The organism is Haloarcula sp. K1 (assembly GCF_001647155.1).
GTDB classification, from domain to species: domain Archaea; phylum Halobacteriota; class Halobacteria; order Halobacteriales; family Haloarculaceae; genus Haloarcula; species Haloarcula hispanica.
The window spans coordinates 64,734-87,730 of the sequence record NZ_LRHL01000004.1 but is presented as its reverse complement, the minus strand read 5'-3'; the positions used below and the strand labels follow the sequence as shown (position 1 = coordinate 87,730).

At 66.5% G+C, this 22,997-nt stretch carries 21 protein-coding genes; 8 read left to right on the top strand and 13 right to left on the bottom strand.

Annotation, left to right across the window (positions count from 1 at the left end):
* The first annotated feature begins 119 nt into the window (after positions 1-119).
* Entirely contained in the window at positions 120-1,052 is a 933-nt protein-coding gene (locus AV929_RS02305) for a branched-chain amino acid transaminase (protein ID WP_014039324.1), read from the top strand.
* A 20-nt stretch (positions 1,053-1,072) separates the two neighbouring features.
* Here the strand turns inward: AV929_RS02305 and AV929_RS02300 are convergent, their stop codons facing one another.
* From AV929_RS02300 to AV929_RS02290, 3 genes are all read right to left on the bottom strand, one after another.
* Positions 1,073-1,732 (bottom strand): DUF502 domain-containing protein, encoded by a 660-nt coding sequence (locus tag AV929_RS02300; protein WP_014039323.1) that lies wholly within the window; start codon positions 1,730-1,732, stop codon positions 1,073-1,075.
* Positions 1,733-1,856: 124 nt separating this feature from the next.
* Positions 1,857-3,032 (bottom strand): galactonate dehydratase, encoded by a 1,176-nt coding sequence (dgoD, locus tag AV929_RS02295; protein ID WP_064287324.1) that lies wholly within the window; start codon positions 3,030-3,032, stop codon positions 1,857-1,859.
* Between the two features lie 142 nt (positions 3,033-3,174).
* A complete protein-coding gene (locus tag AV929_RS02290) occupies positions 3,175-4,059 on the bottom strand; it encodes a ketopantoate reductase family protein (protein ID WP_044951620.1) in 885 nt (294 codons plus the stop codon).
* 89 nt (positions 4,060-4,148) lie between these two features.
* Here AV929_RS02290 and AV929_RS02285 point away from each other — a divergent pair, with 89 nt between their 5' ends.
* The gene (locus AV929_RS02285) at positions 4,149-4,706 is read left to right on the top strand and encodes a hypothetical protein (RefSeq protein ID WP_064287322.1); all 558 of its coding nucleotides are present in this window, start codon (positions 4,149-4,151) and stop codon (positions 4,704-4,706) included.
* 26 nt (positions 4,707-4,732) lie between these two features.
* Here AV929_RS02285 and AV929_RS02280 read toward each other — a convergent pair whose 3' ends face one another.
* The 3 genes from AV929_RS02280 to AV929_RS02270 form a co-directional block, all read right to left on the bottom strand.
* Positions 4,733-5,035 (bottom strand): rubredoxin-like domain-containing protein, encoded by a 303-nt coding sequence (locus tag AV929_RS02280; RefSeq protein WP_008311270.1) that lies wholly within the window; start codon positions 5,033-5,035, stop codon positions 4,733-4,735.
* A 116-nt stretch (positions 5,036-5,151) separates the two neighbouring features.
* On the bottom strand, positions 5,152-6,360 hold the full coding sequence (gene metX, locus AV929_RS02275) for a homoserine O-acetyltransferase (RefSeq protein WP_050007728.1): 1,209 nt from the start codon (positions 6,358-6,360) through the stop codon (positions 5,152-5,154).
* Positions 6,357-7,643 (bottom strand): O-acetylhomoserine aminocarboxypropyltransferase/cysteine synthase family protein, encoded by a 1,287-nt coding sequence (locus AV929_RS02270; RefSeq protein ID WP_064287320.1) that lies wholly within the window; start codon positions 7,641-7,643, stop codon positions 6,357-6,359. The genes metX and AV929_RS02270 overlap by 4 nt, the downstream gene beginning before the upstream one ends.
* Before the next feature lie 143 nt (positions 7,644-7,786).
* Here AV929_RS02270 and AV929_RS02265 point away from each other — a divergent pair, with 143 nt between their 5' ends.
* The gene (locus AV929_RS02265; RefSeq protein WP_050007727.1) at positions 7,787-8,746 is read left to right on the top strand and encodes a MoxR family ATPase; all 960 of its coding nucleotides are present in this window, start codon (positions 7,787-7,789) and stop codon (positions 8,744-8,746) included.
* A gap of 27 nt (positions 8,747-8,773) precedes the next feature.
* Here AV929_RS02265 and AV929_RS02260 read toward each other — a convergent pair whose 3' ends face one another.
* Complete coding sequence (locus AV929_RS02260; RefSeq protein WP_044951617.1) at positions 8,774-9,559, bottom strand: TrmB family transcriptional regulator; 786 nt, start codon at positions 9,557-9,559, stop codon at positions 8,774-8,776.
* Positions 9,560-9,753: 194 nt separating this feature from the next.
* Between AV929_RS02260 and AV929_RS02255 the strand changes: the two genes are divergently transcribed.
* A complete protein-coding gene (locus AV929_RS02255; protein WP_014039315.1) occupies positions 9,754-10,086 on the top strand; it encodes a multidrug efflux SMR transporter in 333 nt (110 codons plus the stop codon).
* 96 nt (positions 10,087-10,182) lie between these two features.
* On the opposite strand, the gene AV929_RS02250 is transcribed toward AV929_RS02255, so the two are convergent.
* The 5 genes from AV929_RS02250 to AV929_RS02230 are packed head-to-tail and all read right to left on the bottom strand — an operon-like array spanning position 10,183 to position 17,015.
* Entirely contained in the window at positions 10,183-10,578 is a 396-nt protein-coding gene (locus AV929_RS02250) for a hypothetical protein (RefSeq protein WP_014039314.1), read from the bottom strand.
* A gap of 44 nt (positions 10,579-10,622) precedes the next feature.
* Positions 10,623-12,236 (bottom strand): hypothetical protein, encoded by a 1,614-nt coding sequence (locus AV929_RS02245; RefSeq protein WP_064287318.1) that lies wholly within the window; start codon positions 12,234-12,236, stop codon positions 10,623-10,625.
* Positions 12,237-12,238: 2 nt separating this feature from the next.
* Positions 12,239-13,627 carry a DUF58 domain-containing protein gene (locus AV929_RS02240; protein WP_064287316.1) on the bottom strand — a complete coding sequence of 463 codons (1,389 nt, stop codon included), beginning with the start codon at positions 13,625-13,627 and terminating at the stop codon, positions 12,239-12,241.
* Positions 13,628-13,629: 2 nt separating this feature from the next.
* Positions 13,630-14,229: a hypothetical protein gene (locus tag AV929_RS02235; protein ID WP_064287314.1), complete on the bottom strand. Its 600-nt coding sequence runs from the start codon at positions 14,227-14,229 to the stop codon at positions 13,630-13,632.
* Positions 14,229-17,015: a transglutaminaseTgpA domain-containing protein gene (locus AV929_RS02230; RefSeq protein ID WP_064287312.1), complete on the bottom strand. Its 2,787-nt coding sequence runs from the start codon at positions 17,013-17,015 to the stop codon at positions 14,229-14,231. The genes AV929_RS02235 and AV929_RS02230 overlap by 1 nt, the downstream gene beginning before the upstream one ends.
* A 228-nt stretch (positions 17,016-17,243) precedes the next feature.
* Here AV929_RS02230 and AV929_RS02225 point away from each other — a divergent pair, with 228 nt between their 5' ends.
* The 4 genes from AV929_RS02225 to AV929_RS02210 all read left to right on the top strand — a co-directional run bounded on the left by AV929_RS02225 (position 17,244) and on the right by AV929_RS02210 (position 20,909).
* A complete protein-coding gene (locus AV929_RS02225; protein WP_064287310.1) occupies positions 17,244-18,572 on the top strand; it encodes a right-handed parallel beta-helix repeat-containing protein in 1,329 nt (442 codons plus the stop codon).
* A gap of 54 nt (positions 18,573-18,626) precedes the next feature.
* A complete protein-coding gene (locus AV929_RS02220; protein ID WP_008311289.1) occupies positions 18,627-18,902 on the top strand; it encodes a hypothetical protein in 276 nt (91 codons plus the stop codon).
* A gap of 94 nt (positions 18,903-18,996) precedes the next feature.
* Positions 18,997-19,932, top strand: a complete 936-nt coding sequence (locus tag AV929_RS02215; RefSeq protein WP_050037447.1) for an ABC transporter ATP-binding protein — start codon at positions 18,997-18,999, stop codon at positions 19,930-19,932.
* Positions 19,929-20,909, top strand: coding sequence for an ABC transporter permease (locus AV929_RS02210; protein WP_050037446.1), 981 nt, complete (start codon positions 19,929-19,931; stop codon positions 20,907-20,909). Before AV929_RS02215 ends, AV929_RS02210 begins: the two co-directional genes overlap by 4 nt.
* Here the strand turns inward: AV929_RS02210 and ligA are convergent.
* Positions 20,904-22,988 carry an NAD-dependent DNA ligase LigA gene (ligA, locus tag AV929_RS02205; RefSeq protein ID WP_064287308.1) on the bottom strand — a complete coding sequence of 695 codons (2,085 nt, stop codon included), beginning with the start codon at positions 22,986-22,988 and terminating at the stop codon, positions 20,904-20,906. The two genes, AV929_RS02210 and ligA, sit on opposite strands and share 6 nt — an antisense overlap.
* Positions 22,989-22,997: the final 9 nt, after the last annotated feature.

Sequence of the window (22,997 nt, the reverse complement as noted above, 5' to 3'; positions counted from 1 at the left end):
GGGGTATCGTCAACACTCTTAACCAAGGGAATCAATGGGGTAGATATGACACACGACGAGACAGCAGGAGGCATCACCCGCGGGCATCACGACTGTCAACTCACCGGAGGGGTCGTGCGATGAGCGACCGTCCAGAGATGTTCGAGGGAACCGACCGCATCTGGATGGACGGCGAGTTCGTCGACTTCGAGGACGCTCAGACCCACGTCCTCACGCACGCGCTGCACTACGGGACCGGCGTTTTCGAGGGCGTTCGCTGTTACGACACCGAACAGGGGCCGGCCGTCTTCCGCTGGGAAGAACACCTCGACCGCCTGTACAAGTCCGCGAAGCCCTACGACCTCGACATCGAGTTCAGCAAGGACGAACTCACCGAGGCGACGACGGAACTCATCGAAACGGAAGGGTTCGAGTCGTGTTACATCCGCCCCATCGTTTACTACGGCTTCGATTCGCTCGGCGTGAGCCCGAAGGACTGCCCGACGAAGACCACCATCGCCGCGTGGCCGTGGGGCGCGTATCTGGGCGAGGAAGCGCTGGAAGAGGGCGTCGACGTGATGGTGTCGTCCTGGCGCAAGCACGCCTCCAGCCAGATTCCGACCAACATCAAGACGACGGGGCTGTACGTCAACAGCATGCTCGCCGGCGAGGAGGCCCGCCGGAACGGCTACACCGAAGCTATCGTCCTGAACAAGGAAGGCAACGTCGCCGAAGGGCCGGGCGAGAACATCTTCATGGTCCGGGACGGAGAAATCTACACGCCCGGACTGGCCGAGAGCATCCTCGAAGGCATCACCCGCAACACCGCAATCACGCTCGCCGAGGAGATGGGCTACACCGTCCACGAGGAAGCGACCATCTCCCGCGGTGAGCTATACACCGCTGACGAGCTGTTCTTTACCGGCACGGCGGCGGAGGTCACGCCCATCCGAAGCGTCGACGACAACGAGATCGGCGAAGGGACCAAGGGACCGGTCACCGACGAACTCCAGTCAGCCTTCTTCGACGTCATCGAGAGCGGCGACCGCGAAGAGTGGTTCCACTACGTCTGAGCGGGTACTGAACCGCGCGGCTAATCGTCCGCGAGGTCTTCCTCGTCGGCGACCGGAATCGGCGTGGCGGTACTACGGTCCGTATCGCCGAACCCGGCGCTGAGAATCCGTGTCAGCGCCTCTTCGACGCGCTCGTCGATTTCCTCGTAGCGGTGCGGTTCGACCTCGACGACGTAGCCGGTCGTGATGTTCGGCGCTGTCGGCAAGAAGAGCACCTCGCGGCCGTCCTCGGTCGTCTGGCCCGTTTTGAACGCGGTCATCCGCATCCCGTCCCACACTTCGAGTTTCACCGGCGCCTGGAGTTCTTCGGTTCCCCCGACAGCCGTCTCGACCGCCATCTTCGAGGCGTTGTACACCACCCGGAGCCCGGGGACGTGGTTCATCGCGTCGTCGATGGCCCGTTCGACGATGTCGCCGAAGGCCGTCCGCATCAGATAGCCGATAGAGAACACGATGAGGATGAAGATAATCAGCGTCGTGAACACCCGTGCGAGTTCGACAGACGACGTTCCCGAGGGGAGTCCGAGCGCCGCTAGCAGTTCGCCGTCAATCGCCGGGATGACCGCCGCGGACGCGAGGATAGAGTAGAGATAGATGATAACGTAAACCGTCACCAGCAGCGGCAACAGGATAATAAGGCCGCTCGCGAAATCGCGCTTCCACGACGTTGAGGAGGCCATACAGGTACGTATCGGGCGCGGAATATGAGCCCTTTCCTTTGGTGCGTGTCCGTGCTGCCGGTCTCACAGTTGTCCGGTGAGAGAGTGCGAGAGGATAGCCAGTTACCGATGGGGAGCCGCCGAGCTACCACTCGGCGACGCTGCCGTCGTCGTGTCGCCAGACGGGGTTGTGCCAGTCGACGTCCTGCTGGGACTGCTCCCGGAGGAACGCCTCGTCGATGTCGATAGCCAGTCCGGGGTCGGTGGGGACAGTGACGAACCCGTCCTCGTAGTCGAACACCGACGGGTCGGCAAGGTAGTCCAGCACGTCGGTGGTTTCGTTGTAGTGGATGTCGATGCTCTGCTCCTGGATGAGAGCGTTGGGCGAGCAGGCGTCGACCTGAACACAGGACGCCAGCGCGACCGGGCCGAGCGGGCAGTGCGGGGCCATCGCCACGTCGTAGGCCTCGGCCATCGACGCGATCTTGTACACCTCGGTGATGCCGCCGGCGTGGGAGAGGTCCGGCTGGATCACGTCGACGGCCCCGTCCTCGAACACCGCCTTGTAGTCCCAGCGCGAATACATCCGCTCGCCGGTCGCAATCGGAATGTCGGTGTGAGCCGCAAGCGCCGGCAGCGCGTCGTTGTGTTCGGGCAACACCGGTTCCTCGATGAACATCGGTTCGTAGGGCTCCATCGCGGACGCCAGGCGCTTGACCATTGGCTTCGTGACGCGGCCGTGGAAGTCGACGCCGATGTCGACCTCCGGGCCAACGGCCTCCCTGACCTCCCGGAGTCGCGTCGCGGCGGCCTCGACCGTGGCCGGGTTATCGACGCGCTCGATTTCGGGCGTTGCGTTCATCTTCAGCGCTGTGAACCCGGCGTCGACCTGTTCCCGAGCGGCGTTCGCCACGTCGGAGGGCTCGTCACCGCCGATCCACTGGTACACCCGAATCCGGTCCCGGGCCTGCCCGCCCAGTAGCTGGTGGACCGGCGCGCCGAGTTGCTTGCCCTTGATGTCCCACAGCGCCTGGTCGATGCCGGCGATGGCAGACATCAGGACCGGGCCGCCGCGGTAGAAGCCACCGCGGTACATTGCCTGCCAGTGATCCTGAATGTTCTCGGGGTTTTCGCCGACGAGATAGCTGTCGAGCAGTTCCTCGACAGCCGCACGCACGGTGTGGGCCCGTCCCTCGACGACGGGTTCGCCCCAGCCAACAGTACCGTCGGCCGTCTCCAGTCGAAGGAAGAGCCACCGGGGCGGCACCTCGAACAGTTCGTAGTCGACGATGCGGTTCCCGGCCGCGTCGTCGGCTGTCATGCCAGTGGTCCCCTCGCTGTAGTACACGAAGCAGTCCCGCTGGGAGCACTACGCGGCGCGTCGAGCCGCGCTCCGTCGGTCTGTGGAGTCATGTGAGATACACATAGGAGACGTGTATATAGTCGTTGTGTGATTCCAGAACCTACCGCTCGCGGTGTCGCTCCCACGTACGGACGAGCCCGGCAAGCGTCTCGTTGACCGGGACCCGCTCGGTCGCAGTCTCGGCGACATAGCCGTTGATGGCATCTATTTCGGTTTGCTGACCGGCCGAGATGTCCTGATACATCGACGAATGGTTGGCGGCGGTGTCGTCGACCACACGCTCGACGAGCGACACCGCACGCTCGTCGGGGAGGTCGATGCCCTGCTCCCGGGCGACAGCGGCCGTTTCCCGTACAGCGTCCGCCGCGATGTTGTCGGCCGGCGAGTCGGCCAGCGCGCCGTTCGCCACGCGGGCGAGCGCGGTCACAGCGTTGATACCGGCGTTGACCGCGAGTTTCTCCCAGAGGCGGGTCGGCATATCCGCTGCGACGGTTGTCTCGATACCGGCCGCACGGAACGCCGCCCCGACGTCGTCGGCGGTTGCGGACCGGCCGCCGTTGCGGTCCCCGAGTACGATGTCGCCGCGGCCGGTGAACGCCACGGTGCCCGGTTCCCTGAGCCGCGCGCCGTAGGAACACGTCCCCGCCAGCACCGGACAGTCGAGTTCGGCGGCTAACCGCTCCTCGTTGCCCATCCCATTCTGGAGCGAGAGGCAAGCGTCGAGCGTGCAGTCCGCGAGGTCCGCTGCAACGGCGGCGGTGTCGTAGGCCTTGACCGTCACCAGCGCGAGGTCGGCACGCTGTGGAATCGTCGTCTGTGCGCCCGGACGGACCCGGAACTCCTCGGTTCCCACCACCGACAGACCGTTCTCGCTAACGCTGCCGGCGTGTGGCTCGCGGCCCACGAGCGTCACGTCGTGTTCGCGGGCGAGCAAGCCACCGACGAGGCTGCCGAGGCTTCCGGCCCCGACGACGACGATATCCATACCGACGAGCAGGGACGGCCCGAACAAAAACCTACCACCGGCGTGCCGGAATCAGCACGCACTTGACCGGGAGCAACGAACGAGCGGCCATGGGCGACTCCGACGACGCCGAGGCGGTAGTTCGGGCCATCGACGAGATCGGTATCGACCGGCTGACCGAGACAATCGTCACGGCGTGGGAGGGCATCGGCGGCGGCGTCGAACCGGGACCGACCTGGCCGGAAGACGAAACCAGGCGTCGGTTCGAACTGTCCGACCCGGACGAAGCGGTCGGGCTGGACGTGCTCGCGGCGGTGCTGGACGCGTCACCGCGGTCCTCGGAAAAGGCGTTTGTCCACCTCGGTGTCGGCCGGCGAGACACCCCCCAACACGAACGGTTCGCTGTCGAGACGCTCGCGGGCCACACCGACGTGTCGGCTACCGACACCCACACGACCGGAACGGTGCCGATGACGGCAGAAACGTTCGACGCGCTGGCGCGCGTCTACGGGGGGACGCTGGTGTACGTAGTCCTCGGTGATGCGGACGGGCACGCGGTTCTCGAACTCGACTGGACGACACTTCGGTTCTCGCTCCCGCCGTCGGCCGTCGAGACCGTGCGGGAGTCAGTCGGACCGGCCGTCGCCGAGCGATTCGAGCGGGCGTAAGCCCGGCCTGTCACGCGGGCGTCGCCTCAGTCCTCCTGCCAGTAGTAGATGTCTTCCTTGGGCGCGTTACAGGACGGGCATTCGTCGGGGATGTCCTCTATCTGGCCCATCTCGCCGCATTCCCAGCAGCGCCACATCAGTTCGGCCTCGCCCGCGGCCCCGGCGCTGAGATGCTCGCTCGACAGCGACTCGATGCCGTCCTCGACCGTGACGTAGAAGCCGTGTTCGTCGAACCCGCGGATGGTCCCGAGTGCGTCCCCGTCCTCGTCGTACACCGTCTGGCCGAACGAATACTCCTCGCTTTCGATGTTCGTGGTCATGTCAGCCATACATAGAGCTAGTCGTTCCGAAATATGTTAAATGCTACCGTAAGACAGAATATGCATGATTGACGAGCCGAATCGGGGCCAGCGAACCCGCCTGTCGGCGAACGGCACTCGCGTCGCTACTGCGAGAACAGGCTGTTGTGGACGGGTGCGAAGTCACTCTCCTGGCTGTCCTCGACCACGGAGTCGGTGACGGCCTTGCCCGCGACGCCGTCGTCGAGGAAGTCCGCGAGCGGCGGCCCAACGTTGTCTGGTTCGACGAGGAACGCGTCGTGGCCGTGGTCGGAGTCGATGACGTGGTGGGCGACGTTCGCGTCGGCCGCCCGGAGCGAGTCGGCCAGCGCCTCCGCCTGCTGGGTGGTGAAGTGCCAGTCGGCGGTAAAGGACATCACCAGCGCGTCGCCGTCGAACGCCGCCAGCGCGTCCGCGTCGGACTCGAACCCGGCGGCGAGGTCGTAGTTGTCCATCGCCCGCGTCAGGTAGAGGTAGCTATTGGCGTCGAAGCGCTCGGTGAACTTCTCGGCGTTGTAATCGAGGTACGACTCCACGTCGCGGTACGGGAAGAACGCGCCCGCGGCGTCGGTGGGGAACGTGCGGACGGCGTCCCGGCCGGCGGCGCGGCGGCCGAAGCGGCGCTCCATCGACGCCTTCGAGAGGTACATCACATGGCCCAGTTGGCGGGCCAGCGCCAGCCCGTCGCTGGGCGGGTCCTGGTCCTCGCCGTAGTAGTGGCCCTGGTTCCAGTTCGGGTCGGTCGTGATGGCCCGTCGGGCGATGGCGTCGAGCGAGAGGCACTGTGTGTCCAGTCGCGCGGCCGCGGCGATGGGAACGATGCGGTCGACGTGGTCCGGGTGGCGCTTGGCCCACTCGATGACGTTCATGCCGCCGACGCTGCCGCCGACGACCGCGTGGAGGTGGGGAATCCCGAGTTCGTCGAGCAGCGCGCGCTGGGCCTCAGTCCAGTCCGTGACAGTGACCGGCGGGAAGTCGGTGCCGTAGGGCTCGCCCGTCTCCGGGTTCTCGCTTTTTGGCCCCGTCGACCCGTAGCACGAGCCGGGCACGTTCGCACAGACGACGTAGTACTCCGTGGTATCGATGGCCTTGCCCGGGCCGACGATGTCGTCCCACCAGGCGCGGGCCTGGTCGGCGCTGTCGACCCGGTCGCGGCCCGCGACGTGGGCGCTACCGGTCAGCGCGTGACAGACCAGCACCGCGTTGTCGCCGTCGAACTCCCCGTAGGCCTCGTAGGTGATTTCGAGATCCGGAATCGTCTCGCCGCAGTCGAACTCGAACTCGCCCAGCGAGACTGTGTTGTGTTCGACGTTCATGTGATTCGCTCGATTGTGTCGTCGATGTCCGCGATGATGTCTTCGGGGTCTTCGATGCCGACGCTGAACCGGAGGAGGTCCGGCGTCACGCCGCTGGCGCGTTGCTCTTCCTCACTGAGCTGGGCGTGGGTAGTCGAAGCCGGGTGGATGACCAGCGTCTTGGCATCGCCGATGTTCGCAAGGAACTGGGCGAGGTCCGTCTCCTCGCAGAACCGTCGACCGGCATCGTAGCCGGCTTCCAGCCCGAACGTGACGATGCCGCCGAACCCACCGGAGAGGTACTGCTGTGCCAAGTCGTGGGTCTCGTGACTCTCCAGTCCGGGATAGGTGACCCAGGCGACATCGGGGTGGTCGTCGAGGTGCTGTGCGACGGTCATCGCGTTCTCGCAGTGGCGCTCCATCCGCAGGGAGAGCGTCTCGACCCCCTGAAGCGTCGCCCAGGCGTCGAACGGTTTCTGGCCGTCGCCCAGCGAACGGAGGGCGCGCTGGCGGGCGGCGACGGAGAAGGCGCGGTCGCCGAATGCCTCGGTGAAGTTCTTGCCGAAGGCCTCGTTCTCGCCGCCCAGTTCCGGGAACTTCTCGGGGTACTCGTCCCAGGGGAACGAGCCACCGTCGACGAGGACGCCGCCGACGGTCGTTCCGGAGCCGTGGATCCACTTCGTCGTCGACTCCCAGAGGAGGTCCACGCCGTGGTCAAGCGGGTTACAGAGCGCCGGCGTCCCGAACGTGTTGTCGACGAAGACGGGGACGCCGTGGTCGTGAGCCACCTCGGCGATGTCTTCCATCGGCGGGACCACGAGCGAGGGGTTCCCGATGGTCTCGAAGTGGACGTAGGCCGTGTCCTCGTCGATGGCCGCGGCGTAGGCGTCCGGGTCGAGCGTGTCGACGAACCGCGTCTCGATGCCCCGCCGGCTGGCGGCCTTCGAGAAGTACGAATGCGTGCCGCCATAGATAGAGGAGGCCGTCACGATGTTGTCGCCGTTGGCCGCGAGGACGAACGTCCCGGCGTCGAGCGCGGCCATCCCCGACCCCGTCGCGACGGCGTCGACGGCGTTTTCGAGGGAGGCGATGCGGTTTTCGAGCATCCGGACAGTAGGGTTGTCGAACCGCGAGTAGACGTTGCCGTCGTCCTCCAGCGCGTACCGGTCGGCTGCAGTGTCGGCGTCCTCGAAGACGTACGACGAGGTCTGATAGATGGGCGGCGCGCGAGCCCCCGTCGCCGGGTCCGGCTCCTCCTGGCCGGCGTGGACACAGCGCGTCCCGAATCCGTAGTCGTTGGTCATGTGCAGTATGCATATATCCCTAGCTATCTATAACTCAGAGTTACGGCAATACTCTCTTATTGTGATAAGATGGCATGGTATCGGTACGCCGACCGGTGGACCCGAGGGAGAGGGTATTTGTCGGTGGCTGTCTACACGCCGGTATGGACCACGACACTGCCGGACGAACCAGCCGACAGATCCTCGACGCGGTCGGCAGTGCCGTCATCGCCGACGACCACTTCCTCGAAACCGTCATGACCGGGGTTCTCGCCCGGGGGCACGTCCTGCTGGAAGACGTACCCGGCACGGGGAAGACGCTCACCGCCCAGTCGTTCGCGACGGCGCTCGATCTCTCCTTCAAGCGGGTGCAGTTCACGCCGGACCTGCTGCCGTCCGACATCACCGGCTCGAACGTGTTCAACGAGGCCACCGGCGAGTTCGACTTCCAGCCTGGCCCCGTCTTCGCCAACGTCGTGCTGGCCGATGAAATCAACCGCGCACCGCCCAAGACGCAGGCCGCACTGCTCGAAGCAATGGGCGAGAAGCAGGTGACCGTCGACGGCGTGACCCACGACCTCCCCGAGCCGTTCTTCGTCATCGCCACGCAGAACCCCGTCGAACAGGAGGGGACCTTCGGCCTGCCCGAGGCCCAGCGGGACCGCTTCATCGTCAAGACGTCGATGGGCTATCCCGACTTCGGCGGCGAGCGGGAACTCATCGACCGGCGGGCCGACCGGACGGCACAGGCCCCGAGCGTCACCAGCGTCATCGACGGCGAGCGCCTGCCGGCGCTCCAGCGGACTGTCGAATCAGTCACCGTCGACGGCACGCTCCGGGACTACGTCGTCGAACTCGGCCGGGCCACCCGCGAGGACGACCGCGTGGACGTCGGCGTCTCCCCGCGTGGTATTCAGCGACTGTTCGAGGCGACTCGCGCCGCCGCGGTCCTCGACGGCCGCGACTACGCCGTCCCGGACGACGTGAAAAGCGTCGTCGGGGAGGCGTTCGCCCACCGACTCGTCCTGACCGCCGACGCGGGCGTCCGCGGCGTCGACCCGTCGACGGTCGTCGATGATGTGCTGGACCGCGTCGAGGTGCCTGCAGTCAACCCTGGCCGCTGAGACGGGGGGCCGTCAGTCGGTTCCGGATTACCGCCCCAGCAACGGCTCCGCCTCGACCCACAGTCGCTCGAAGCGGGCCTCGAACGCCGCCGCGACCTCCGAATCGGTGATCCCGACCACGCCGAGCCTGTCGGCGGGCGAGAGCGGATCCGGAACGTCGACCGTCACCGCCGCGGCGTCGATCACGTCGAAGGAGACCCCGACCGTCGGCACCGCCCGGACCGCCGCGTTGCGGTCGGCGAGCAGGTCGGGGAGCGACTCGGGAAGCACGTCGAGTACCGCCTCGCTACAGAGCAGGTCGACCCGCACGTCCTCGCCCACACCGTCGAGGAACGCGTCGACCTCGGTCTGGAGCGTCTCCCACGACGCGCGCTCGTACGGCGGACCGACGGTCGCCCGGACGTGCTCTCGGGCGGTCCTGACGTGCCGGCTCATCGCCGCCCGCATCTCCTCGCTTCCGAGCGATCCGAGCCAGAAACTGCTGTCGACGGGCGGCGCGGGCAGGAGGTCCGCCCTGACGGACGCGGCGACGGACCGGTACCGATCGAACTCCGATGCCAGTTCGCGGGTCCGCTCCGAGAGCAGCCTGTCGACGACCGTCTCCGGGTCGACGGGGGTGTACCGCGTCGGGTCAGTCGACTGGGTCCGGACTATCCCGCGGGCTTCGAGGCCGTTGAGCACGTCGTAGATCCGCCCCCGGGGGACGCCGCTCGCGTCGGAGAGGTCGCTCGCGGACACCGCACCGGTCACTAGCAGCGTCCGATACGCCGTCTCCTCGTAGTTCGAGAGCCCGAGTTCGGCCAGTTCGGTCATCGTCGGGTGGTCGAGCGGCCGGTACAAAGGTCCACAGGACCGGACTCGACGCGGGTGCGGCCGGCGCGAGGAGCGCCCCCGACGTGGGTTCCCTGCCACCGGAAGCGCCGCCAGGGCCGCCGAGCGGCCGAAACACACCGAAAGTGGCGGGGCGTTTCAGTACGTTCATCCCACCGCCGGCCGGCGTTCTCACTATGAATCCGTACGTGTTACTCGGGGCCGCAATCGCCTCGGAACTGCTCGGAACGACCGCGCTCAAGCTCTCAGAGGGGTTCTCGAAGCCCGTTCCCAGCCTCGGCGTCGTCCTTGGCTACGGTGTGGCGTTCTACCTCGTCTCGCTGACCCTGGAGGAGCTCCCCATCGGCGTCGTCTACGGGACGTGGGCCGCCCTGGGTATCGTCGGTGTCGCGGCCATCGGAACCGTCGTGTTCGACGAACCGGTCGACCCCGTCGGCGTCGTCGGAATCACGCTCATCGTCGCCGGCGTGTACTGCCTCAACGTCCTGTCCTCGATGGCCGCCCACTGACTCATAGGCGGCGGAACCCATCGCTTTCGCCGAGGAAGTCGATGCCCGGCACCCGCTCGGCGTGAGAACGACACCGACCGGCGACGCTACTCACACTCAGCTCCGCTCGAACTCCCGTTCCCGCTCGTCCCGAGTCGCGTCCTCGACGTCCTCCAGCGTCTCCGTCTCCAGCAGCCGCTCCAGTTTCCGCTCGAACTGCTCGTCGGTCAGCTTCCCCTCGGCGTACCGGCAGCGCAGACGCTCCAGCGGTGTTTCGTCGCCAGTATCGCTCGACGGTGCTGGGTCCGCTTCCTCGATATCTTCCACCTCCTCGTCCGCATCGCCGTACAGCAGTTCGGTCAGCGGAACGACCACGACGTAGCCGACGAGCAGCGCCACGAGCCACCACTCCTGCCCGGTGAGGAGAGCAACGAGCCAGAACCCGGTGACCGCCAGAGAGGCGAGTTCCGTCACGTTGTCTCTGGCTCGCTCCAGCGGGGACCGGTCGGTCATACTGCTTGCTTGTCACCACACCACAATGGATTGTTCGGTGCGCCCTACCGTATCGCACCCACGAGTGCCAGCACGGCGACGAGACAGACCACGAGACCAGCCACGGCGACCGACGGCTCGACAGCGACGGAACCCCGGGCGACGCCGGCCAGACCCAGCGTCGCCGCCGCGCCGACGCCGCCGACCGCGACGGTTCCGCCGGTGTGGACGAGTTCGGTGCGGCGCGTCGCGGCCCCGGTGCCGACCTCGTGTCCCAGCGTCGTCCCGAAGGAACCGGCATCCCAGACGACGACCGCACCGACCAGCCCCGCAAGCACCAGCCACGTCGAGGTGTCAAGCGTCGCGGCGAACGCGCTCGCACCGAACAGGCCGGCCGCGGCGAGCGTGACACCGGCCGTCCGCTCACGCAGATAATTCGTCGCCAGCGCCAGCCACAGCTGTCCAATTGCGCCGACGACGGTAAACAGCGCCACGACGGCCAGTGACAGCGTGACGGTCTCGGGGCCGTACACGTCCAGTATCGGAACGAAGAACTGTTCGACGGCCGCCGCGGCCGGCGTCGCCCGGAGCGCCGTTTCGATGGCATCGACTGCCGGCCCCGCGACCACCACCGCGGCGAGCGTGATGACGCCCCCGCCGACGTACGGTGCGAGAACGGTCCCGACGCGGTCGGCCGAACTCTGGACCGTCCGCCGGAGGAACCAGACAGCCACCGAGACGGCCGTCCCACTGAGGAACAGCCACCAGAGGAGGCCGCGGAGGCCCGGCGCGGCCGTGACTGTGACGAGCAGGTCGTACAGCCCGACAGGGAGTAGTTCGGCCATGGATTCCTGGCCGAGGCCCAGTTCGAACAGGCCGGCAACCGGAGCGACCAGCAAGGCGAGTCGGCCCGTCCACCGGAGCGTTCGCTCGGCGGCGGCGACGGCCCTGTCGATATCGGGTGCGTCGCTCGTTTCCGGGACGAGTTCGGCCAGCGGCAAGGCGTCGAGCCCGTGAGCCAGCGCCGCCGCGGCGAGGGCGAGCAACAGACTGAAAATGGCGATATGCGTTCGCCCCGGAACCGGGTCGAAAATCGGTCCCAGCACCCGAGTGAGGAGTTCGCCGGTCAGTTGCTGGACGCCCGGCGTCCCGGTGTTGGACTGCAGGAAGTCGACGGCCCCTCGCGTGAACAGCACGAGGGCAACAGCGAACGGAACGGCGGTCGTCCGCACGACGAGGCCGCCGTAGGCCCCAACCCGCTCAGTGTCGACGACGCCGCGGGTGGCCGCGGTCGCACCGAAGACGGCGGTCAGGCAGCCGAGGACGACGACCACCTGCGACAGCAGTGTAACGACCGCCGGGCGGACGCCAGTCTGCGAGGAGACGGGAAACAGTTCGGCACCGAGCGAGGCGACCGTGCCGCCGGTGGCGACCATGAGCCCGACGGCGACCGGCAGCGCGAGGGCGCTGGCCAGAACCGTCCCGACCGCCTGCCAGTGATCCCAGCCGCTCAGCCACAGCGACAGCGCCAGCAAGACGCCGGTGGCCACACCGACGAGCGCGGCCCGGTCGGCGGAAACGGTTCCCAGCAGTCCCGCGACCAGCAGCGCCGTCACGCCGACGACGGTCACGAGGCTGGTCCAGGGCATCCGGGTCGGGAGCGAGATTGTGTCGTCCATAGTTACACGCTGAACAGGTCCGCGAGCGAGGCACGGAGCGCCACGTCGATGGGGCTGTCGAGGTCCCAGTCGATGACGGTCGCGCCGGACAGTTCGGCCCGCTGGAGCCGAGCAGTGCGTTCGGTGCCGGCGACGGCCGCGCCGAGCGAGTCCCCGCGGGCCAGCGACGGACTCACGAGCGTCGTCGGATAGTCACGGACCGCGAGCGACGACACCAGCGAGACGGGCCAATCGTCGGCGGCCGGCGAAAACACGACTACCTGCGCGGTCGGCGGGAGCCGAGCGAGCACGGCGAGCAGGCCCGGGTCCTCGATGGTCCCGCCGTCGGCCGTCGTCACCTGCGCGTCGCCCCTGTGAGGCTGCTGTGGGGACTCGTCCTCGGACGCGCCAGCGTCACCGGCCGCGTCGGTGTCCGACTGTCGGGCCGCGGCGCGACCCACGCTATCGAATATCTGTCTCGCGTGGGCGGCCGCGTGGCCACCCGAGGCGTCGACCCACGCCAGTCCGTCGGGGCCGAGCCCGCCGGGGACGTCCTCGGGGGCCAGTCCGACGGCACAGACGCTCGCGACGACGCTGGTCCGGGAGAGGGCATCGAACAGGCGCTCGGCGGCGTAGGCCGACAGTTCGGCTCCGGTCGGGAAGCCAGGCTCCGGTGTCACGCGGGCCGGCGGCCGCGCGTCGACGACCAGCACCGTTCTGACGGCCTGTTCCTCCCGGTAGTCGATGGTCGTCAGCTCGTCGGTCTTTGCGTAGCGCCGCCAGTCGATGCGGTTGACCGGGTCCCCGGACTGGTAGCTTCGGGTCGAGTGGAACTCAAGGCCGCTCCCGCCAGTATCGGTGGGAAGCGTTCCCGCCCGTGGGAGCGTGGCGTCGGCCATCGGCACCTCTGAGACGGTGTTCGAGCACGTCAGCGACCCGTCGCCGGCCACGGGCAAGTCGACGGTCACTTCATCGCTGGCCGACAGCGTCCGTACCCGCACCGCGGCGGCGTCGAACGTGTAGGTCCCGCGCTTGGCCATCACCGCGTATGACAGCGTCACGCTCTCGTCGGGCCGCAGTGAGGTACAGAGCCGCGGCGACCCCTCGACGACAGCCAGTTCCTCGGGCACGCCGTCGATGACCCGCACGTCGGTCAGCGAACTGCTGCCCGTATTGGTCACAGTGAATTCGACCTCGACCGGTTCGCCGGGCGTCGGCTGGGCGTCGGAGACGGACCGTGCCGCCTGCAAGTCGGTTCCCGTCGGCATCCGCGACAACGCGCCGTAGGCGACGTAGATGAGGGGGATTGCGGTCGCCGCGAGCAACAGCGGCTCGGCTGTCAAAAGCGAGACGCTGACGAGAAACAGCGCGGCCGCGAGGCCGCCGCTCCAGCGCCGCACGCGGCGATGCATCGTCAGCGCCCACCCCCCGACACCCGCTCGATAGCGTCGACCGTCCGGCGGATGCGGCGGCGGCGCTCGCTCTCCGGGTCGAGCCACAGCCGGAGTCGGGCCAGCAGCGACTGCGGCTCTGTCGGGGAAAGGAGTGCCGCCGCGACGGCGTCGTCGGTCCACGTCCCTGCGCGTACTGCCTGGTGGGCGGACGCCTGCGAGACACTGCTGCCGACAGCGTAGGCCGTCGTCGCCGCCGCGGCGAGTCGCTCGGTGACCGTGTCCATCGCCTCGTCGTCGCCCGCAACCGCGTCGTCGATGGCCGCGTCGATGTCGGCGGCGAACAGCCGACTCTCCGTGGCCGTCACGTCTTCCGGCGGGCTGTCGATGGCCACGTCGAAGGCGGTCGGGGAGCCACCGCCGAGGAGCCCACCGAGCCAGCCGGCAAGGACCGCACAGAGCCCGACGGTCAGGCTCCCGGCGAGGAGGGCGGTCGTCGGGGCAACACTGCCGAACACGGCGACCAGGGACTCGCCGGCGGCCGTCGGCGCGAAAACGAGAGAGGCCGCGACCCCGGTCGCCAGCAGCCCCACAGTTCCGAAAACGACCGTTCGCAGGCGCATCAGGGCCGCCCCTCCGTCCCGTCGTCAGTGCCGTCGGTCGCACTGGACTGCTGTCCGGCGGCCGCCTCGATAGTCCGAATCGCGTCCTCGACGGCCGCGACGTGCTCCTGTGGGTCTCGCTGACCGTACTCGACCGCCCGGAACGCGTCCCGGACCGTCCGAACCGCGGCCGGCGGGAGGCCGTCCCGTTCGATGGCATGGGTCGCGATTTCGCCGGGTGTCCGCGTCCAGTACCGCCGGAGGGAAACGTGGGTCAGGAAGCGCGTCCACGCCTCGCGGATGGTGACGCGGGCGGCGGGCGTTCCGTTGTCCCCGTTTGATTCAGTCGTAGAGACAGCCGCCACCGCATCGCTGGCTGCGTCTTCGGCCGCTGCAAAGCGTTCAGAAATCCACGCTCGCAACGCGTCGAGCAGCGCCGCTGGCGACCGGTGGCCGGCGAGCAGGTCACGGAGCGCCGTGACAGTGAGTTCGAGTCGTGTTCGGAAACGGCCCAGTAAGTCATCGGCCATCACCGCGATGCCGACGAGCGCCCCGACGGCGAGTTCGCGTGCGGCCCGAACCCAGCCCCATACCGTCCCCGGCGTGACGTTTCTCCGACGAGCACCGATGACCGTCCCAGCGACGAGAACACCGAGAGCGAGCACGACGCCCGCGGCGTTGACGAGCAGGCCACCGACCGTCGTCGTGGCCGTCTGGCCGTACTTCGAAACGGAAATTTCGGCGCTGGCCGCAAACGGCATCCCGACCGTTGCCTGACCGGCCGCGCCGGTCCGTGCTGTCGGCTCCCCGCCGACGGCGACTGTCGCGTTCGTGACCGGGTCTCCGCCCATCGTCGCGTTCACCGTCTGGCCAGCGACGGGCAAGGCCAGCGGGAGCGACGGCGACGTTGCCACGGAGAGCTGTTCGAGCACGACGGTCGTGTTCCCGCTGACAGCGTCGCGCTCGACGGCAATCGAGGCGTTGCCCGGCTCGGTCGGGAGCGTGACCGTTGCCCGCCCCTGTCGGTCCGTCGTCGCCACCTGCTCGCCGTCGAGCAGCACGTCGCCGTCCCGCACCGGCACGCCGTCGACGGTCGCGGTGACGGTCACCTCGCCGCCGGTGACCTGTTGGCCGGTGATGCTCACCGACGCGTTCGTGTTCAGTTCGTAGCTCGCGTTCGTCGACTGCTGGGTCTGCGGGCCGGTCACAGCGAAAGCACGAGTGCTGTCACGCGGGACCGACGGAGCGATGAGTGGGTCCGCATCGCTGGCTACATCGACAGTAATCGTCAGTTCGGCTTCGTAGGGGACCGTCCCGGAAACGGTGCCGGCCGGCCCCGTCGTTCCGACCGGCTCACCGTTGAACGAGACCGTCGCGCCTTCGACCGGTGCGCCGTCGCGGGTTACCGTCGCGGCCACCGCCGCGCCCGGCGTCGCCGTCCGATTGAGTTCGACGATGAACTCACCGGACTGCGAGACCGTCTGTCCGTCGCCCGAGTCGCCAGTTCCGTCGCTGTCACCGGTCCCGTCTGCACCGGTCTCAGTGCCCTCAGTTTCGTCACCGCCAGACTCCTGTCCACCTCCGTCGGTCGGGGTCTCGGTCTGTGGCTCGCCCGCCGGCGTCCCGACGGCGAACTCCTCGTCGGGGCTTCCGGACTCCGCGGCGCTGTAGTCCTGACTGCTGTTTTGCATCGCCTGCTGTTCGGACGCAAGGCGCTCCTGTCCCGGCGTTGGGTCAAACTTCACCCAGCCGACGCCCTCGAAGTACACCTCGACCCACGCGTGGGCGTTCATCCCGCGAACAGTGTACTGGTTCTGGCCGGTCCGCTCGCCAGTCGAGTAGCCGACGACGTAGCGCGCCGGGATGTCCTGACTCCGCAGCATCACCACCATCGACGTGGCGAAATACTCGCAGTACCCCTTGTCCATCTGGAAGATGAACTCCGAGGCCACGTCGTCCTCGGGCGGCTGGCTGACGTTCAGCGAGTAGTTCTTGTTCGCCTCTAGCCACTGCTCGATGGTCGCCGCGGTCTGATAGGGCGAGTCGCTGTCTTCGGTCAGCCGGTCGGTGAACGGGCCCACCTGCGCCGAGGTTGACGCCGGCACGCTCGTGTAGCGTGATTCGATGTCCGCAGGGTAGTCGCGGCCACTCGTCCGCAGCACTTCCGGGTCGTCGGGCGGCGTGACGCTGGTCGCGCTGTAGGTCGTCCCGGCAGGCAGCGGTCGCTCGGAGGTGACCGCGCCGTACTCGGTAACCATTACGTCGTCGCGCGAGACGGATTTCGGCCGCCAGACGGTCGGCAGCGACGTGGCGGGCTTGGCCAGTCGCACCTCGTAGTCGACTGTCGTGTCGGACATCCCGTCGACCGCCATCGGCCCCTCGTAGGCCTGCAGTTCCGCACGCCCGTCCCACCCCGTGCCGGTGTAGGTTTCGTACGCGCCGGTCCGCCAGTACGCCGGTTCCGAACTCGTGACGGTGAAATGTGGCTCCGTGTCCTGTGACTGGTACGGGCTGTCGCCGCTGTCGCCACTATCGAGCGAGCCGCCAACGCTGGTCTGGCTTCCCGGGTTCAGCGCACCGAGTTGCCCGCCGCTGCCGCCGGTCGAGGTGCCCCCTGCTGACCCGAAGGGGTTCTCCTGCGGGAGCGGAATAAGAGACTCCATCGGGCTCTGTGTCCCACCGGGTGCCAGAATCGGGAGCGTCGCCGTCGCCAACACCACGGCAACGACACACACGGCAGTGAGGAGGACACGGAGGTAGTCCCGGTCTGCCGATACATCGTCGAACGGCGAGTCGTCGGAGCCCACGTCGGATTGTCGTACTGTCCCGTCGCTGTCGGCATAAATCTGCTGTCAGCGGCGGGGACGGTGAGGCCTGGCGTCGCGTTCCGGTGATTGGAAACCCGTGTCGCCACCAACCGCACTCCCGGAGATTTGCCAGCTATGTAGGACTGACAGTTCAGGTATGGACGAGTACGTACGGGTCAGACTGCTATTATAAGCGGTTATTGCGAGCGGCCGGGCAGCCATACTTGAATGACTGTTGACACAAATGGAGCTAGTACTGGGTCGCGACAGTCGGACTGGGGCGCGTCACGACGGTCCGTTCTGTCGAGTATCGGTGCCGTAGCGGGCATCGGACTGTTCAGCGGAACCGGGCAGGCACAGACGGGCGCTGGACTATCGGGGACAGGGGCAGTGTACGTCGTCACGACGGGAGCCGGCCAGTCGAACGGGAACGGCAACGGTACGGAGTATCTGGTGCTTGACGGCAGCGGCAGCGTCGCGTTCTCGACCGGCGGTACTGCCGATGAGGCGTTCCAGTATGCATTCGACAACGTGCCGGACAGCGGCGGGGCCGTTATCGCGAGCGCCGATACTTTCCGATTTGGCGAGCCGGCGACGATGGGCGACAACACCACACTGACCGGACAGCAGGGAACCCGGTTCGTTGCGTCACAGACGGGAACGGGCGAGGACCCCGCACCGTCCGAGTCCCAGTCGAACCCGCTGCCGGCCGGCCACGACCTCGTTCGCGTGCGCGGTGACAACGTCGCCGTCACCGACATCGAGTTCGACGCCAACGGGACACAGCTGAACAACCAAGCCATTCAGGCCGATCAGTGCGACGGCGTCTACATCGCTCGCAACCGCACAGTGAACGGTTTCCAGATGGCGCTGTCGTTCACGCGGTGTACCGGCGTGATGGTCGGGCACAACGAGGTCGTCAATCCGAACTGGTACGGTATCACCAGCCGGGCCGCACCGACCGGCAGCGACCGCGACCTCCGGCAGTCCAGCGATGTGGTCATCGCCGGGAACCGCGTCGTCGGCGTGAAGTTCAATAACATCGCGCCGTATAACGTCGCGAACTTCGCCGTCATCGGTAACGTCACCGTCGACGGCGGCCACAGCCTCATCGCCTGCTCGCCGGCCCAGCGCGGAACCATTGTCGGGAACGTCTGTCAGGACCTGACGGAGTTCGCACCCGACCCTGGCGGCGAGGCGGGCATCGAAATCGAGTACAAGCAGACCCACCTCCGGGACGAGGTAGCCGGGACCCCCAAAGCCCGGTCGTCCGACATCACTATTTCGGGTAATCAGGTCGACAACTGTCCGGTTGGCATCCTTGCGCGAACGGTCCCAGCGGATGCGGACAACACCGACGCACGGAGTGCAGAGCGACCGTACAGTTTCACCATCACGGGCAACACGGTCAGCAACGCCTCAGCGGCCGGCATCCGACTCCGGTCGGGCAACGCGGGCGTGGTCGCGACGAATACGGTCCGGAACGCCGGGACTGCGGTCGACATCGACGAGGAGTTCACCGCGGACATTGAGCAAGGGCTGAACGTGACCCGGTGACGGCGGTCTGGAGCGTTGTAAGATATAAACCGCCGGCCCGCAAACGACACAGCAATGACCGACGACGAGGAGACGGTCCAGTGCTGGCTGGTCGAACGCTCCAGTTTCGGCGACGAGCGGATGGTGACGCTCATCTACGCGCCCCCAGAGGGCGACCGCCACCTGACCAAGCAGCTCTCGCCGAACCTGCTCAGACGGAAACGGATTACGGCAGCGACGGATGTCGAGGTCGACAAGCTCGAACCCGTAACCGACGAGGAGACGCGGGAGCGCTACGCCACGGAGGCCCAGCGGATGGCCGAGCGCCACGACCCCGACGCTGAGGTATAACCGACCCTGAGACGGTGTGTAGCCGCGTTCTGACTTTCTTGCGTGATAACTGGAACACGAAAGACTATACAGGCGGCCGTCACAAACCGGCCGTATGGCAGCGATAGAACTGGATGGCGTCACCAAGCAGTTCGGGAGTCTCACCGCGCTGCAAGGGGTCGACCTCACCGTCGAGGAGGGCGAAATCTTCGGCTTCCTCGGCCCGAACGGGGCCGGGAAGTCGACGACGATCAACATCCTCCTGGATTTCGTCCGCGCGACCGACGGGTCGGCGACGGTGCTCGGCCACGACATCCACGAAGAACCGAAGCGAATCCGTGCCCGCACTGGAGTCCTCCCCGAAGGCTACGACGTGTACGACCGGCTCACCGGTCGCCAGCACCTCTCCTTTGTCATCGAATCGAAAGACGCCGACGCCGATGCCGACGAACTGGCCGAACGGGTCGGCATCGCCGACGCCATCGACCGCAAGGCCGGCGGCTACTCCAAGGGGATGCAACAGCGGCTTGTGCTCGCAATGGCCATCGTCGGCGAGCCCGACCTCCTCATCCTCGACGAGCCGACGACTGGGCTCGACCCGAACGGCGCACGGCTGATGCGTGAGATCATCCGCGAGGAGAACGAGCGCGGCGCGACTGTCTTCTTCTCCAGTCACATCCTCGGCCAGGTCGAGGCCGTCTGTGACACGGTCGGTATCCTCCAGAACGGCCGCCTCATCGCGAAAGACAGCGTCGCCGGGCTGCGCGAGGCCGCCGCCGGGGACACCGTCCTCCGCGTGACGCTGGCCGACGGCGATGGCACTGACGACGTGATTGCAGCAATCGAGGGAATCGATGCGGTGTCGGGGGTGACCGCGGACGGAAATACGCTCTCAGTCACCTGCGACGGCGACGCGAAGATGGCGGTCCTCAACGCCGTCGAGAAGAACGGCCACGAGGTCGCCAACTTCGACACTGAGGAGGCATCACTCGACGAAGTGTTCGCCGCATACACCGAGACAGAACAGAGTCAGCAGGAGGTGGACGCATGAGTCCCGAGCAGAACCCCGTCAAGCGCTTCATAAGCGACGTCGATACGAGCATCAAGAACTCAGAATTCGCCGATTGGTACCCAATCGTGAAAAAAGAGTTCGCAGACATGATTCGCACGCGGGCAGTACTCGTATTAGCCATAATTTTCCTTACAGGTCTCGTACTGTTCCCGATTATTGCCCTCTACAGCCCATTAGGGAGTAACGCTAAAGCAGCCTCTGGAGTGCTTAATCTGGTAGTTACGTCTCCCCGAGTTCTCTCTGTTATCATCCCAATTGCCGCTATTGGGTTTACTTACACTGCGATTTCAGGAGAACGCGAACGCGGTTCGTTAAAGATCCTCATGTCGCTCCCATATACTCGTAAAGATGTAATTATAGGGAAGTTGATTGGGAGGTACCTTTCAATTGCGACGACGCTGGTAGTCATATTTGTGTTGCAGATACTCGTTTTCCTTCCAGAGGCTGGCAGTGATATTGCATTGGGGTTCTATAGTAAGCTCTACGGATTAACCCTAGTGCTGGCCCTGACATTCATCGGTTTCTCTCTCGGTGCCTCAGCCGCGACCGCAACCGCAAAACGGTCGCTTATGGTAGCAGCGGGAATCTTCTTATATCTCTTTGCGCTCTGGGGAAGGGCTGCAAGGGGTACTGGAAGCCTTCTTCAAGAGCATGCAAATGTTGCATCCGCGACTAGCATAAAAATCGAGCTATTTCTGAAACTTCTCAACCCGACGAGAGCGTATCAGGTGTTAGTTCAGTCAACTACCAACTCCGAGGCCACAGTTGCACAAGTGCGTGCACAAATGGTAAGCGGCGGAATCCTTTCAGCAGGAAGGGAGCAACAAGCATTCAATATCCTTGAAGGGGCTGTCCCGTGGTATCTTTCTGATCCGTTTGCATTCGTTATACTCTTAGCCTGGTGTATTGTCCCGCTCGCTATTGGCTACCAGCTATTCAATGGGGCTGATTTATAGTACGTTCTGCTGTTCCAACAGCTCTTCAAACGCTCGCTCGCTCAGCGTTTCCACGTCGTGTTCTTCCGCGTCATCGCGTTTTCGCTGGCCGGGATTGTCGCCAAGCACCAGATAGTCCGTGTTGCCGGAGACACTGCTCGTCGCTGACCCGCCGTTGCGCTCGATTAGGTCCTGTGCGTCGCTGCGGGTGTAGCCGTCGAGCGAGCCGGTGAAGACGAACGTCTGGCCCGACAGTGCATCACCGCCCGTTTCTTCGGCGGCCTGCGGGTCGACGTGGTCGAGCAGACGGTCGATGACGGCGCGGTTCCCCTCGCCCTCGAAGAACTCTACGATTGAGCGCGTGACGGTCGAACCTACGTCGGGCACGGCCTCGAAGGCGTCGGTGTTGCCCTCGTCGGCAGCATCCAGTATCGCCTCGAACGTGCCGAACTCCTGGGCGAGGTTTCGTGCGGTGACGGTGCCCACTTCGGGGATACCCAGCGCGACGAGGAAGTTCGCAAGCGGCGGCTCGCGGGCGTCGTCCATCCCTTCGACGAGGTTCCGGGCGCTGGTCTCGCCCCAGCCCTCCAGGTCAGTGAGGTCCTCGACGGTGAGTTCGTACAGGTCCGCGGGGTCCGAGACGAGGTCGGCGTCCAGCAGTTGCTGGACGGCCTTCTCGCCCAGGCCCTCGATGTCCAGCGCGTCGCGGCTGGCGTAATGTTCGACGCTGCGCTCGCGCTGGGCGGGGCAGGTGAGGCCGCCGGTGCAGAACGCCATCGGGCCATCGCGCTCGACCGGGCTGTCACAGGCTGGGCAGGTGTCCGGGAACTCGAAGTGGCCGTCGCCGTCGTCGTCGAGCACTTCGACGACGTCCGGGATGACGTCGCCGGCCCGCTTGATGCGGACACGGTCGCCCACGTCGACGCCGAGGTCGGCGATGAGCGAGGGGTTGTGCAGCGAGGCGCGGGAGACGGTGACGCCGCCGACCTCGACGGGGTCCATCAGCGCGACGGGGGTGAGCCGGCCGGTCCGGCCGACCTGCACGACGATGTCCCGCACCGTCGTCTCCTCCTTGCGGGCCGGGAACTTGTAGGCGAAGGCCCACCGCGGGGCGCGCGAGGTCGAGCCGAGTTCGTCGCAGGCGTCCATGTCGTCGACTTTGATGACGACGCCGTCGATCTCGTAATCGAGGTCGTCGCGGGCCTGCTGCTGGTCGGTCCGGTAGTCGATGGCGGCGTCGATGTCGTCGACGACAGCGGTCCGCTGGCACACCCGGAGGCCCCACTCGGGGAACCGCTCGTGTATCTCGCTGTGGCTCTCGAAGCTGACCGAAGCGTCAAGGACGCCGAAGAAGAACACCGACAGCGGGCGTTCTGCGGTCACCGCCGGGTCGAGCTGGCGGAGCGTCCCGGCGGCGGCGTTGCGGGGGTTCGCGAAGGGGTCCTCGCCGCGCTCGACGCGCTCGCGGTTGAACGCCGTGAAGGCGTCCCGCGGGATGTACACCTCGCCGCGGACGGCCAGGAAGTCGGGGTAGTCACCGCGGAGCCGCTGGGGGACACTGGAGATGGTCCGGACGTTCTCGGTCACGTCCTCGCCGATCTCGCCGTCGCCGCGGGTCGCAGCGCGCTGATAGACGCCGTCCTCGTAGACGATCTCGATAGAGAGGCCGTCGAACTTCGGCTCGCAGAAGTACTGAACGGCGTCGGTTCCCAGCCCGTCGCGAACCCGCTCGTCGAACTCCCGTACGTCCGCTTCCTCGCCGCCCTGGTCGATAGAGCCCATCCGGGCGACGTGTTCGACGTCGGGGAGTTCGTCCAGTGGCTCGCCACCGACGCGCTGGGTCGGACTGCCGTCGGTGTCGAGGTCGAACGCCGATTCGAGTCGCTGGAGCCGGGCAAACAGCGCGTCGTAGGCCCGGTCGCCGATGACCGGGTCGTTCTCGACGTAGTACCGGTAATCGTGGTAGCGGAGCGCCTCGCGCAACTGGTCGGCTTGCTCGCGGGCCGTCGCTTCGTCGAGAGTCGTTGTGTCCTCGAACTCGGTCGGGGGTCCCTCGACATAAGGGTTGTCCGCGAGATCAGCGTCGTCGGCTACAGCCATTACAGTCTG

Bases quoted from the DNA above. Each gene is read 5' to 3' on its own strand.
- AV929_RS02305 (WP_014039324.1), top strand. From the start codon at position 120: ATGAGCGACCGTCCAGAGATGTTCGAGGGAACCGACCGCATCTGGATG.
- AV929_RS02300 (WP_014039323.1), bottom strand. From the start codon at position 1,732: ATGGCCTCCTCAACGTCGTGGAAGCGCGATTTCGCGAGCGGCCTTATT.
- dgoD (WP_064287324.1), bottom strand. From the start codon at position 3,032: ATGACAGCCGACGACGCGGCCGGGAACCGCATCGTCGACTACGAACTG.
- AV929_RS02290 (WP_044951620.1), bottom strand. From the start codon at position 4,059: ATGGATATCGTCGTCGTCGGGGCCGGAAGCCTCGGCAGCCTCGTCGGT.
- AV929_RS02285 (WP_064287322.1), top strand. From the start codon at position 4,149: ATGGGCGACTCCGACGACGCCGAGGCGGTAGTTCGGGCCATCGACGAG.
- AV929_RS02280 (WP_008311270.1), bottom strand. From the start codon at position 5,035: ATGGCTGACATGACCACGAACATCGAAAGCGAGGAGTATTCGTTCGGC.
- metX (WP_050007728.1), bottom strand. From the start codon at position 6,360: ATGAACGTCGAACACAACACAGTCTCGCTGGGCGAGTTCGAGTTCGAC.
- AV929_RS02270 (WP_064287320.1), bottom strand. From the start codon at position 7,643: ATGACCAACGACTACGGATTCGGGACGCGCTGTGTCCACGCCGGCCAG.
- AV929_RS02265 (WP_050007727.1), top strand. From the start codon at position 7,787: ATGGACCACGACACTGCCGGACGAACCAGCCGACAGATCCTCGACGCG.
- AV929_RS02260 (WP_044951617.1), bottom strand. From the start codon at position 9,559: ATGACCGAACTGGCCGAACTCGGGCTCTCGAACTACGAGGAGACGGCG.
- AV929_RS02255 (WP_014039315.1), top strand. From the start codon at position 9,754: ATGAATCCGTACGTGTTACTCGGGGCCGCAATCGCCTCGGAACTGCTC.
- AV929_RS02250 (WP_014039314.1), bottom strand. From the start codon at position 10,578: ATGACCGACCGGTCCCCGCTGGAGCGAGCCAGAGACAACGTGACGGAA.
- AV929_RS02245 (WP_064287318.1), bottom strand. From the start codon at position 12,236: ATGGACGACACAATCTCGCTCCCGACCCGGATGCCCTGGACCAGCCTC.
- AV929_RS02240 (WP_064287316.1), bottom strand. From the start codon at position 13,627: ATGCATCGCCGCGTGCGGCGCTGGAGCGGCGGCCTCGCGGCCGCGCTG.
- AV929_RS02235 (WP_064287314.1), bottom strand. From the start codon at position 14,229: ATGCGCCTGCGAACGGTCGTTTTCGGAACTGTGGGGCTGCTGGCGACC.
- AV929_RS02225 (WP_064287310.1), top strand. From the start codon at position 17,244: ATGACTGTTGACACAAATGGAGCTAGTACTGGGTCGCGACAGTCGGAC.
- AV929_RS02220 (WP_008311289.1), top strand. From the start codon at position 18,627: ATGACCGACGACGAGGAGACGGTCCAGTGCTGGCTGGTCGAACGCTCC.
- AV929_RS02215 (WP_050037447.1), top strand. From the start codon at position 18,997: ATGGCAGCGATAGAACTGGATGGCGTCACCAAGCAGTTCGGGAGTCTC.
- AV929_RS02210 (WP_050037446.1), top strand. From the start codon at position 19,929: ATGAGTCCCGAGCAGAACCCCGTCAAGCGCTTCATAAGCGACGTCGAT.
- ligA (WP_064287308.1), bottom strand. From the start codon at position 22,988: ATGGCTGTAGCCGACGACGCTGATCTCGCGGACAACCCTTATGTCGAG.